This window comes from Ruoffia sp. FAM 26255 (genome assembly GCF_045528525.1).
Lineage (GTDB): Bacteria > Bacillota > Bacilli > Lactobacillales > Aerococcaceae > Ruoffia > Ruoffia tabacinasalis.
Genome location: NZ_JBGQQX010000023.1, coordinates 21981 through 34440, shown reverse-complemented (window position 1 = coordinate 34440; position 12460 = coordinate 21981). Strand labels below are relative to the sequence as shown.

General features: G+C 36.7%; 12 protein-coding genes. 3 read left to right on the top strand and 9 right to left on the bottom strand.

Annotated features, from left to right (window positions below; genetic code table 11):
* Positions 1-373: 373 nt before the first annotated feature.
* The 8 genes from ACEN31_RS06085 to ACEN31_RS06050 form a co-directional block, all read right to left on the bottom strand.
* Entirely contained in the window at positions 374-1237 is an 864-nt protein-coding gene (locus ACEN31_RS06085; protein WP_138404827.1) for a prephenate dehydrogenase, read from the bottom strand.
* Between the two features lie 13 nt (positions 1238-1250).
* The gene (locus ACEN31_RS06080) at positions 1251-2105 is read right to left on the bottom strand and encodes a prephenate dehydratase (RefSeq protein WP_407101775.1); all 855 of its coding nucleotides are present in this window, start codon (positions 2103-2105) and stop codon (positions 1251-1253) included.
* Between the two features lie 154 nt (positions 2106-2259).
* A complete protein-coding gene (locus tag ACEN31_RS06075) occupies positions 2260-4023 on the bottom strand; it encodes an ABC transporter ATP-binding protein (protein WP_407101777.1) in 1764 nt (587 codons plus the stop codon).
* 13 nt (positions 4024-4036) lie between these two features.
* Positions 4037-5770, bottom strand: a complete 1734-nt coding sequence (locus ACEN31_RS06070; RefSeq protein WP_407108940.1) for an ABC transporter ATP-binding protein — start codon at positions 5768-5770, stop codon at positions 4037-4039.
* Between the two features lie 135 nt (positions 5771-5905).
* Entirely contained in the window at positions 5906-6262 is a 357-nt protein-coding gene (rplT, locus tag ACEN31_RS06065) for a 50S ribosomal protein L20 (RefSeq protein WP_138404823.1), read from the bottom strand.
* Between the two features lie 29 nt (positions 6263-6291).
* Positions 6292-6489 (bottom strand): 50S ribosomal protein L35, encoded by a 198-nt coding sequence (rpmI, locus tag ACEN31_RS06060; protein ID WP_138404822.1) that lies wholly within the window; start codon positions 6487-6489, stop codon positions 6292-6294.
* Between the two features lie 33 nt (positions 6490-6522).
* Positions 6523-7053: a translation initiation factor IF-3 gene (gene infC, locus ACEN31_RS06055; RefSeq protein WP_138404854.1), complete on the bottom strand. Its 531-nt coding sequence runs from the start codon at positions 7051-7053 to the stop codon at positions 6523-6525.
* Positions 7054-7255: 202 nt separating this feature from the next.
* A complete protein-coding gene (locus tag ACEN31_RS06050) occupies positions 7256-8413 on the bottom strand; it encodes an O-antigen ligase family protein (protein WP_407108939.1) in 1158 nt (385 codons plus the stop codon).
* 201 nt (positions 8414-8614) lie between these two features.
* Here ACEN31_RS06050 and ACEN31_RS06045 point away from each other — a divergent pair, with 201 nt between their 5' ends.
* Entirely contained in the window at positions 8615-9805 is a 1191-nt protein-coding gene (locus tag ACEN31_RS06045) for a D-alanyl-D-alanine carboxypeptidase family protein (RefSeq protein ID WP_407108938.1), read from the top strand.
* Positions 9806-10138: 333 nt separating this feature from the next.
* Here the strand turns inward: ACEN31_RS06045 and ACEN31_RS06040 are convergent, their stop codons facing one another.
* A complete protein-coding gene (locus ACEN31_RS06040; RefSeq protein WP_407108937.1) occupies positions 10139-10522 on the bottom strand; it encodes a MerR family transcriptional regulator in 384 nt (127 codons plus the stop codon).
* A 76-nt stretch (positions 10523-10598) separates the two neighbouring features.
* On the opposite strand from ACEN31_RS06040, the gene ACEN31_RS06035 reads away from it, so the two are divergent.
* Together ACEN31_RS06035 and ACEN31_RS06030 are read left to right on the top strand one after the other, a co-directional pair.
* On the top strand, positions 10599-10898 hold the full coding sequence (locus tag ACEN31_RS06035) for a hypothetical protein (protein WP_153861772.1): 300 nt from the start codon (positions 10599-10601) through the stop codon (positions 10896-10898).
* Positions 10899-11380: 482 nt separating this feature from the next.
* Positions 11381-12319: an IS30 family transposase gene (locus ACEN31_RS06030; RefSeq protein WP_407108936.1), complete on the top strand. Its 939-nt coding sequence runs from the start codon at positions 11381-11383 to the stop codon at positions 12317-12319.
* Positions 12320-12460: the final 141 nt, after the last annotated feature.

Sequence of the window (12460 nt, the reverse complement as noted above, 5' to 3'; positions counted from 1 at the left end):
GTGTTTGCCTCCGGCTTCCTTCAGATTCCACCTCACGGTGGACACCCTTGCCTTTAGCTAACAGTTCCTACTGCCAAGTCTGTAGTGGACTTTCACCACCAAGTTATCGCCCATGCCGGGCGCACATAATAAAAACCCCCACTCTAGATTACTAGAATGGGGGTTTATTATCTGTTCCCATTCATTCAAGACGAATAGGACTTTTTAAACTGATTATAAAATCAATTTAACAAGTCCGGTCTTTGAATGACAATAATAATATTGTTGAAATGGGTAAACATAAGATAACCTCTTTTATCATTTATTTTTAATGTGGTTATAATATAACTCACTTAAATTCTAATTGCAAGGAATTTAATACTTTAAATTGAAATTAAATCATTAAGTCATTCTTTTCCAAATCTACACGGCGGCGAGTGGCCTCAATAAAGGTTTCTTCTAATTCACGTTTATTATCCGTTAAGAGCGATTCTTTAATTTTTGTCATTTCTGCTTCAAATTCGCTAATAACTTGAACAAGCACATCCTTATTATTTAACATCAATTCTGACCACAGATTCTCATTTAGTTTCGCAATTCGAGTTAAATCTCGGTAACTGTCACCGATGAATTGCACCGTATTACGTTCAGGTTGATCACTATTAATTAAGGCCGCTGCAATACAATGGCATAATTGACTCGTATAAGCGATTAATTCATCATGAACAATGGGCGTTACTTGAGTTAATCTTTGGAAGCCAATTTTCTTAAGAAGGGCTTTAAATATATCCATATTCTCTGACTTATTCGAAGCGAGTGGTGTTAATATATAATTCGCTCCTATAAAGGCTGTATGGTCTGAGTATTCAAAGCCTTGTGATTCCCGCCCTGCCATCGGGTGTCCAAAGATAAAGTCGACTTGTTTAGGTAGAATTGGCACGATACTGTCAATCACATATTGTTTAATCCCTGTCGTTTCTGTCAGGATGGTACCCTCTTTGAAAGCGTCTGAGTTATGTAGAATAAACTCTTTAATATTCTCAGGGTATAGGGCAATAATGACGATATCAGCACGTTGTAGAATCGTTTCATTCTCAACTTCACCTTCTGCAATCACACCGGCTTCCAGGGCTTTGTCGAGTGTCGCTTGGTTTCTATCAATTCCCATCACATAATAATTCGAACTGTCCGAAGCCTTAAATGCTTTCGCAAAGGAACCTCCGATGACACCTAAACCAACAATTGCAATCTTTTGCATTTTTATCCCCTTCCTAAACGTCTAAATAAATACTTTTTGACACTTGATCATATTGCCCCATGATTTGAAGGTATTCTGATACTTGATATAAAGTCTGAATCAATATGTTCACGGGTGAACTCATCTCTTTAATCGACACTTCTATAAAGAATCCATAAGTAAATGGCTGATTCTCAATCGGTCTGGCGCTTAAGTTTTGTAAGTTGCAATTAAAAATATCAAATACTTGAAGCAACTTAGATAAAGCACCCGATTCGTGACGAGTCTCAACATATAGACTTAAGCAAGTCCCGGTATATTCTCTTTCTTGAATCTTTTCAACCACATAGAAACGGGTCGTGTTTGTTGATTCGTCTTGCACATTCTCCATTAATGGAACTAAATGATGTAACTCCCCTGCTCGAGGACTCGCAATTGCAGCAATATCTCGTCGATTTAATGATTGAATATATGACGCAGCTTTGGCAGTGTCTTCATATACCTTGCTTTCAATCAGTGGATACGAATTAAAGAACACCTGACATTGCGACAAGGCTTCAGGATGTGAATATACCATCTGAATGTCTTCTAAGCGACTTCCTTCCACTCCCCATAAAGTATGTCGAACAGGTTGGTAAGCCTCTGCAATCGCCATGACAGGCTTATAACGCAGTAAATCTGTGACACGAGCAATGATGCCGGTCGTTGAGTTCTCAACTGGGACGACAATTAAATCCAACTTGTCATCTAATAAATCATTCACAACCGCTTTAAAATCTCCGTAAGGTACTGGTATCGCCTTTGTCGTTGTATCAGTCAATGTCTTTATATAATCTTGTAACGTTGCCTCACTATAAGAACCGGCAACACCTTGATATCCTATACGCATCCAAATTCCCCCAAAAATAAAAATCCACAGTCACTCAGATTGCTCTGATGAGTGACTGTGGGTTTATTGTATTCAATGTCACTTTCCATTAACTATTGCTAATATTGTAATCGAAATTAGCATTAAATGAAAGGTTACATTCAATCTTTATATATTAAGTATTAAATTGGCTTTGATATAAGTCATAGTAGAAGCCTTTTTGTTTTAATAATTGCTCATGGTTACCATGTTCAATGATTTGGCCATCTTTCATCACTAAGATACGATCGGCATCTTGGATGGTTGAAAGGCGGTGGGCAATAACGAAACTCGTACGCCCTTCCATCAAGCGTTCCATCGCTTTTTGAATCAACTGCTCTAGTCGAGTATCCACCGAACTTGTCGCCTCGTCTAGAATCAAGATTTTAGGATCAGATAATAAAGCACGTGCAATCGTTAGTAATTGTTTTTGACCGAGAGAAATGTTACTCGACTCTTGGTTCATACGATTCTCATAACCACCTGGTAACGTACGGATAAAATGATCCACGTTAGCCGCTTTGGCAGCTTCAACAATTTGCTCGTCTGTCGCATCTAAATTACCGAAACGTAAATTTTCTTTAATCGTTCCTTCGAACAACCAAGCATCTTGTAATACCATCCCGAATTGCTCGCGATATTTTTGTCTTGAAACGGCTCGGTTGTCTACGCCGTCCAATCGAATCGACCCTTTATCCACATCATAAAAGCGCATCAGTAAGTTAATCATCGTTGTCTTACCTGCACCTGTTGGACCAACAATCGCAATCGTTTCACCCGGTTTAACCTTTACAGAGAAATCTCTAATTAATGGTTTTGTTGGAGTGTATTGGAAAGAAACATCATCGAAAGTCACTTGCCCTGTAACAGGTGAAGGTATTTCTTCCGTTACTTCGTTCAATTCTTCTTCTTGGTCTAATACTTCCCAAATACGTTGCGTTGCAGCAACAGCCGCTTGTAATAACCCCGTAATTTGAGTCACCATTTGAATCGGTTGGTTAATTTGCCATACATATTGAGTAAAGGCTTGTAAGTTACCAACTGTTAGGCGTCCTGCAATCGTGAACATACCACCGAGCACCGCAACAACTAAGTAAGCTAAGTGAGATACGACGGATACTAAGGGCATCATTAAACTTGATAAGAAGCTTGCTTTAAAGCCGATATCTGCTAACTCTCCCGTAATCGTACGGAACTCCTCTACAGAACTATCTTCACGCCCATATAAACGAATAATATTAAACCCAGTAAAGTTCTCTTGAACGAAACCGTTCATTCTACCTAAGACATCCGCTTGTTTCTTGAAGTGTTGTTGAGAAATCTTCACTACACTTTGAGCAACAAAGTAAGATATCGGCATACTAATAAAGACAATGAGCGCTAATTGCCAATTCAAAGTCAGCATCATGATCGTGACAAAGATAATCGAAAAGAATGCCGTTGTTACTTGAATTATTCCTTGTTGCAGTGAGTTGGAAACTGTCTCAACGTCACTAGTAATACGTCCTAAGATATCTCCAAATTGGTTACGGTCAAAATAAGCCACGGGGAGACGGTGAATCTTACGAATGATATCATCACGTAAATCACGGGTCATGTTCTGAACCGCAATTGTAATGTAGACGTTCGATCCATAATTTGTCCCTTGAACAATAAATCCACGAATGACATAAACAATTAGAATGGTAATAATATATTCATAATTGATTGCCGCTCCTTCAGCTCCACGGGCGATATCCACGACGTTTTGAGTAATTTCGGTAATAGCTAATCCTAATACGAACGGCTCAACCACTGTCATTAAAACGTTAATGATTAAGAGTACGAGGGCTAAGATTAGTTGTTTATTATATGTTTTTAAGTATTTCCATAAGTTTCCAAATGTTTTTATTTCTTTCATCTAGCTCACTCCTTTACTCTTCTATGGTTGGATTTTTCATTTGTGAATTTGCAATATCACGGTAAATCTCATTCTCAACCATTAATTCTTCATGCGTTCCGCGTCCGACAATCTCACCTTCGTTTAAAACGATGATTTGATCAGCGTTCATAATTGAGCTCACACGTTGAGCAACGACTAATACCGTTGAATTTGTTGTCACTTCTTTCAAGCGACGACGTAATTCCGCATCGGTCTTATAATCCAGTGCAGAGAAACTATCATCAAAGATATATACATCGGGCTGTTTCACAACTGCACGCGCAATCGATAGTCGTTGCTTTTGTCCACCGGATAAGTTTGTTCCACCTTCAGCTAAGAATGAGTGGTAACGTTCTTGAGTCTTATGGATAAAGTCACTTGCTTGCGCCACATCACTGGCACGTTCTAATTCGTTTTCCGTTGCATTGTATTTCCCGTAACGTAAGTTTTCTCCAATCGTTCCAGTGAATAACAATGCTTTCTGAGGAATGAAACCAATCTTTTGACGTAAAGCTTTTAAGTTATAATCACGTACATCCACACCATCGATGATGATACGTCCTAAAGTAACATCGAAGAAACGCGGAATAAGTTGAACTAAAGTCGACTTACCACTTCCGGTACTTCCGATAAAGGCAACCATTTCTCCAGGTTTCGCTTCAAAACTAATATTATGAAGGACTGGATTCTCAGTTTCTCCTGGATAAGCGAATGTCACATTATCAAAAGTTACGTAACCATGTGTTTCAGTTTGAGTTATACCGTCTTCATTCACAGATATAGAAATCTCGGTATTCATTATTTCCTGTAAACGATTCGAAGAAACGTTCATTCTTGGATACATAATGAATAATTGTGAGAACATCATCACTGAAAATAAAGCGTGAAAGGCATATTCCACAAAAGCAACCAAGTTACCTACTTGTAATTCTCCAACTGCTAAAGGTTGTAGCGATAGTCCCATAATAAGCACAATCATCCAAACGAGGATATGCATGAAGATTGGGTTTGCTGCTGCCATTAATTTGAATAAACGCGTGGCGATATTTGAATAATGACGACTTTCTTTATTGAAACGATCTTCTTGATACTCCTCACGAGCAAAAGAACGAATCACACGTAGTCCTGTTAAATTCTCTCTCGCATATTGGTTAATTGTATCTAGAGACGTTTGTTGCGCTTCAGATAACGGTCTAGATTTCTTAGCAATGACATAAATCGCAACTAACAGAAACGGCATTGACGCAGCTACAATCCAAGCCAATGACGGACTGGTTATAATGATCATCACAATACTTCCGAAGAACATTAACGGTGTATTCACACCTAAACGCAGTGACATCTCAGCGAACTGCATTAACACGAACGCATCGTTTGTTACTCGCGTTACTAAAGATGGAACACCAATCTTTTCAAATTCTTCATGTGAGAACTTTTGCGTATAATCGAAGATGTCATTACGCATATCTCGGATCATGATATTGGTTAATTTACTTGAGGCATAGGATAGTAAGATACGTCCAAGTGCACCCAATATAATAACCCCTAACATCACCATAGCTAGGGTAATTAATAAACTTTGATCCCCTGGAATAATTGCTTGGTCAATCATAATTGATAGCACTGTAGGTAAGCCTAAGTTTACTAATACAAAAAAAAGGCTTCCGAACACATCTAATGCAAGCAGTCCGGGATAATTCTTAATATAACGCCAAATATAATTCATATGATTCCTCCTTTGTCTAAGTTCTATCATAGCCATCCGTATTTACTATGGCAACAAATACAGATGTAAAATTTCATCTTTTTGGTAATTTTAACAATAAAAAAGGAGTCTCATTACTGAGACTCAAATCTTAGATTAAGCTAAAGCTGCTTTTGCTTGCTCTACTAAAGCTGAGAAAGCTGCTTCATCGTTAACTGCTAAGTCAGCTAACATTTTACGGTTCATTTCGATACCTGCTTTTTTAAGACCGTTCATTAATACACTATAGCTCATTCCGTTCATACGAGCTGCTGCGTTAATACGCGTAATCCATAAACGACGGAAGTTGCGTTTTTTCTGACGACGGTCACGGTAAGCGTAAGTATGAGATTTCATGACTTGTTGTTTAGCCATCTTGAATGAAATACTTTTTGCTCCGTAATAACCTTTTGCTAATTTAATTGTACGTTTACGACGTTGACGAGTAACGTATCCACCTTTAACACGTGCCATTGTGAATTCCTCCTTTTAGTTCGTTGATATTATAGTTGTGAAATTTGTTGTTTGATGCGTTTGAAATCTGAACTAGATACTAACGCTGCTTTACGTAATTGACGACGTTGTTTCTTAGTTTTACCGTGGAAACGGTGAGAAGTAAAGGCTCTAGAGCGTTTTAATTTCCCTGAACCTGTCTTTTTAACACGCTTTGCTAATCCACGATGTGTTTTTTGTTTTGGCATGATAAATCCTCCTATGTTTTAAATAATAATGTTCTATTCTTCGCTACTTATTGGAGCAAGAATTGCGAACATGCTACGCCCATCCATTTTAGGTTTTGTTTCAACAGTTGAAACTGCATTCGCGTCATCAAGGAAATCCATGATAACGTCGCGTCCTAAGTCTTTATGTGTAATTGCACGGCCGCGGAAACGAATTGAAACTTTAACTTTGTCTCCTTTTTCAAGGAATTTAATTGCTTGACGTAATTTTGTTTGGTAGTCATGGTCTTCAATCCCTGGGCTTAAACGAATTTCTTTTAAGCTGACAGTTTTTTGATTCTTACGTTGCTCTTTCTCTTTCTTCTGTTGCTCATAACGATATTTACCGTAATCCATGATTCGAGCGACAGGGGGTTTTGCGTTAGGAGACACAAGCACTAAATCTAATTCAAACGACTCGGCAATAGTAAGAGCATCCTGAAGAGACTTAACGCCAATCTGTTCGCCTTGATCTCCAATAACACGTACCTCACGTGCACGAATGCCATCATTGATAGGTAATTCTTTTATGATCTCCACCTCCATGTATTTTGAGAAACAAGTAACAATAAAAAAAGCAAGTTTATAAAATAAATATAAACTCGCCGTTAAATATAGACACACCACTCCTAGTGGCAGACTATGTATTTGCCAAATTCACTTTGGCGAGAAACGGCTCGTTTCTACTTGTTTTCTCAACTAACACATAGTACCACATAGATTATCGAAGTGCAATGTTTTTTTAAATTTATTTTGTTTTTTCTGTTAATTGTTGTATTGGCAAGATAACTGCTAGGAAAATGTACCCCGTTTGTGTCCAAAGGATTGATACATCCATTATTCCATGGACGATCACAGTCACGAGCATCGTTGAAATTAAAGCAAATTCCTTACGGTACTCTATCTGCTTCGCTAATCTGACTATAGACTTTAAGTAATCTTTCATCATAAAGCCTAAGATAATGACCCCAATAACACCGTAATCAGCTAAGGTATTAATCCCTAACTGATGTGCATGCATATCTGCTTTGTCAGTATATAAGTAATATAAATTCATATAACTCATGGCCCCACGACCAAACAGCGGATTACTCATAAAAATCTGCCAACCTACATCCCATAGCGCAAACCGATCCTGAAAAGCGTAAGCAATCGAGCTAAACCTAGGGATTAAGTCTGGATTGACGAATAAAGCAATCCCTCCAACTGCTGCCAGTCCCAACATATACCATACATATGACCGCTTCGTCCAAAAGACAAACCAGACAATCGCCACCGCGACTGTAGGGAGCACCATCCGCGAAGCCGTTAGTAAGATACTCATGATATTCAGGACAAATGAAAGATAATAGTAGGCTTTAAATCTCTTAGCATAATCACTCTTTAATAGTAGATACATACCAATATTAATCGCAAAGATACAATATAAGCCGTAATAATTCGGATTAAAGAAGGTCGATTCTGCCCTCGTCTGAACATTCGCATATTGGAATACATAGAGTAAAGTGTAACCTTCACGGAATACATAAGAGACATAGACAAGGAGTGCATAGATAGCGACAGGAATACTTCCTAGTACGAATATATTCAACGTCTTCAGGTATCTTTCTACTGTGACCCACTTCAAGTAACTACTAAAGTAAATCACAAATAAGAAAAAGACTAAGGTGATTAAAACACCGATGTAGTTTCGATTAATTAATGAAACGATTAGAACATAAAGTATAAATATGCTCAACCATTTGTTTTTAATAAACGTTCGCATTGTTAAGCTACGTTTCTGCCATATTAAGTAGGTAATCGCAAGCAATAGTACAACAGCGTGAAGATAAATAGGTAGTAATATGGCAATAGAAACAATATAAAACAAATTTGGCCGAATATATTTTTTCCAAGCCGATTTCATTTCTCATCCCCCTCAATGTGATTATTTACATTATAGTCTACTTTATTACTTTTTAATAATACAAATTCAAGAAAATGCATAAACAAAGTTTGAATTTTGTGTGAAAAGATATGTAATAAAGTAAAAATATTCCAAGGCTATTTGAAATGCGTAAATAGTTCGCTATAATTAATTGGTATTAAATTTGAGGAGGTCATCACTTTGTTCAATAAACGAACAATAAAGTGGCTTACCGTGCTTTCTTTAACAAGCATGTGTTATGCCAATCTATATCCAACTACAGCCCAAGCTGTAAGTAAAACACCTATCTTTAACTCTGACAATGTATTGTTAGAACCTTCAGAACCAGTTGAAATGCCAGAAGATTACCCTAGTGAATTGCAAGAATGGTACGATAGTAATATGGACGCTCGTTCGTATGTCGTGATTGATCAGGCAACAAACAAAATTCTTGCCAATCGTGAAGGGAATGTTCCTTACCCTATTGCTTCAATGACGAAAGTATTATCAATGTACTTAATTTATCAGGCTTTAGATGAAGGTACTTTGAAACTTGACCAAGAGATCGAGATTCCAACAGAAATAGTGGAAGATATCTCATCTAATGTAGAATTATCAAACGTCTGGTTGGTAGAAGGGATTACTTACCCCGTTGAGGATTTAATGTATGCCGTCATGTTACAATCTGCCAATGATGCGACTTCTGCTTTGATGTGGGAGATCTACGGTAGCGAACAAGCCGCTGTACAAGCAATGCAAGATCAACTTACCGAGTGGGGAATCACGAATGCTCAGATGTACTCAACTTCAGGTGCTCCAAACATCGAAGTGCCAGAATCATGGTGGATGCCTGGCTCGAATGAGATGAGCGAGAATACGATGTCCGCAGCAGATATGGCCTTAGTTGCCCAACATACGATTGAAGAATATCCACAAATCTTAGATATTACAACAACCCGCGAATATACCTATATGGAAGGTACAGACGAGGAACAAATTTTATTCAATCCAAACCAATTACTTGAAGGTGGCACTTATGGTCGTTCTGGTATTACTGGCTTGAAGTCTGGTTTCACTGATGCTGCTGGATTGAACTTTGTGGCAACAGGTAATCAAGCAGACCGTGACTTTATTGCGGTAGCGATGGGAACTTTTGGTGAAGGTATGAGCTCCTATTGGGAGATCGAAATCCTGTTAGACGGCTTATTAGATCATCCAGAGGTGATCGACCTTGATCTTCCTACTAACCTCAAAGCACAAGAGCCTGCTGAGAAATTAGTGGAAGAAGCAGCCCAAGAAGATTCAGCGACAGAAGATAGTACCCCAATTGAAAACAACCGTGACAATGCGATTACTAACTTCATGCGAGATATCTTTGGAGTGTTTAATTAATTATATGACTAAAAGAGATGCAAAAAAATTGCATCTCTTTTTTGTTTCTTGAGGTATAAAAAACACAAGACTCTGAAGTGTTTTACTCTTTCTAAAATCTTGTGTAAAAAATATTTATTTTCAGTATTATCGGAAAAGTTAAGGTGGAGATGAGCCCCCTCATCTCCATACTAAACTATTGAAACAATAATTGTTCAATAACAATCTCAAAAGAGTATATTTAAACCTTTCAAAACTCAACTACTATTTACATAGTTGAGTTTTGAAAGATTTTTATTATGGCCATAATTAAAGCTGTGTTATAAAATTAATAATCCTTTACTAAATATTAGTTCATCTGTCATTATTTATGCTTTTAATTTTTTCTTGCATAACTTTTAGCCTAGCCAATCCATCTTCAATCATCTTAGATTTTTCTTCTAAGTAGTTTACTTTATCATCTAATAGTTGGATGATTTCTTGATAATCATCATGTGTCATTGAGTAGATTTCATCAATTGATTGATATTTTTCATCAATATCAACAAGCAACTTTATTTCAGAAAGCGTAAAGTCTAAACCTTTTAATTGTTTAATTTGTTCTATTCTTTCTAAATCATCATCTGCATATTCTCTGGCATAACTTTCCCTATTAGGTTTCACAAGTCCTAATTTTTCATAAAACCTAATTGTATCTTTCGATAAACCAGATAACTTAGTAATATCTTTTGTTTTCATTTTGATTACCTTTCTCTTGACATAGACCTTACTCCATCTTTTAAGATAAGTATATCAAATAGTAAAGGAGAATTTCATGATTTTATTTAGAATATTTATTTTTTTGTATGGTTTACTTACTGTAATTGCTGTTGGGGAAGAAGTTAAGGTTGAACAATTCAATTGGTCGCATCCAATCTATATTTTGTTAAGTCTTTGCTTAATGATATTTGCGGTAAAAACTGATCCAGAATGGCTATTGTATTTTGGATTGATTGCTCTTATCATTTTTGCAGTATTCATGGGAGTGACAACAAACTCTTTTCACTGGATACATCTGATTGTCCGATTAATCACTTCAATTACGCTTATATTCGTATGGAATTGGTTGAAATAAGATAACTAATGATTGTTGAATAAATCAATTGTTAGATGTTATCTTACCTAAATTATGAAAAGTTTCTAAAAATGCAGGTAAAACACTAATTTAACAGTGTTTTACCTGATTTCTTGTTATTTTCAGTTTCTTACTATTGCTTGCGTTATATGTAACTATTATAAAATAAATGCTTATTACAGGGAAAGTATTTACCACTTAAAGTATCTTTTTCAATAATTCAAAAGAACGTTTGAGTTCCATTTTTTTGTAATATAATCCAAAAAACTAGAACAATTAGAAAAATAATAAATGTAAGTAAAATTGGATTCATTATTAAAACTCCTCTTATATTATTTCATAGAAAACAAAAATTAAAACGCTTACACATCCCTTTAATTATACAAGATGAATTGTAAAATTAAGTGCGACAAATAAAGAAACCCATAACAGGTTCGTGTAAAATGTTAGTAATGACAAAAACATAAACACGGAGGTCTGTTATGAGCTACACACATCTTACCATAGAGGAACGTTCAAAAATAGAAATACTCTATCAAGAAGGTTATAAAATTAATCGCATTGCCCAATTAATCGGGCGCCATCGGTCAACGATTTATAGAGAACTTAAACGATGCCCTTCAGATCAATACCAAGCTCAGGATACCCATGAAGGTGCCAATCAACGTGCACGTTTTAAGGGTAGAAATCCTAAGTGCACGGTCGAGCTACTTAAAGACATTCAAGATAAAGTAGAACGTACATGGTCACCTGAACAAATTGTTGGACGAGACTATCAGGGAAAACTTTCCTTTAAATCCATCTATAACTGGATTTACCAAGATATCTTAAAGGTACCCCTAACGGTCTTAAGACACAAAGGGAAAAGTCGAGAGCCTCAAGAAACGCGAGGAAAGTTTAATATCGGCACTCCCATCTCAAAACGCCCCAAATCTGTGAAGAATCGAAAAGAGTTCGGGCATTGGGAACTCGACACAGTTGTTTCTTCTCGAGGTAAGAGTAAAGGTTGTTTTGCGAGCTTTGCAGAACGAAAAAGCCGTCTATATATTGCTTTACCCATGCCAAATCGCTCTAAAGTTGCTATGCAAACTGCGATTGAAGATTTGAGAGAAAACTTACCTAAGGAAGCTTTAAAGTCCTTTACCTCAGATCGAGGAAAAGAATTTGCTTGTTATCCTGAGGTCGAAGCAGCAGGGATTGATTTTTATTTTGCCGATGCTTATAGTGCCTGGCAAAGAGGAACCAATGAGAACTCTAACGGTTTACTGCGTGAGTTTTTTCCTAAGAAAACAGACCTCGCTAGAGTAATTTCCCAAGAACTCAACCAAGCTTTGTGGTTAATGAATAATCGACCTAGGAAATGCTTAGATTACCAAACACCTTTGGAAGTATTTTTACACGAACTCTTATTAATTGAGTAAATAAAAAATTGTCGCAATAATTATTGCAATTCAACACAAGTAAAAACTAATATTAACAGTTCATAATTCTATTGAAAAATTATCTGTAAGAAGAAGAGACAATATATATCCTATATTGATAATAAGAGCCTCACCTTGGTA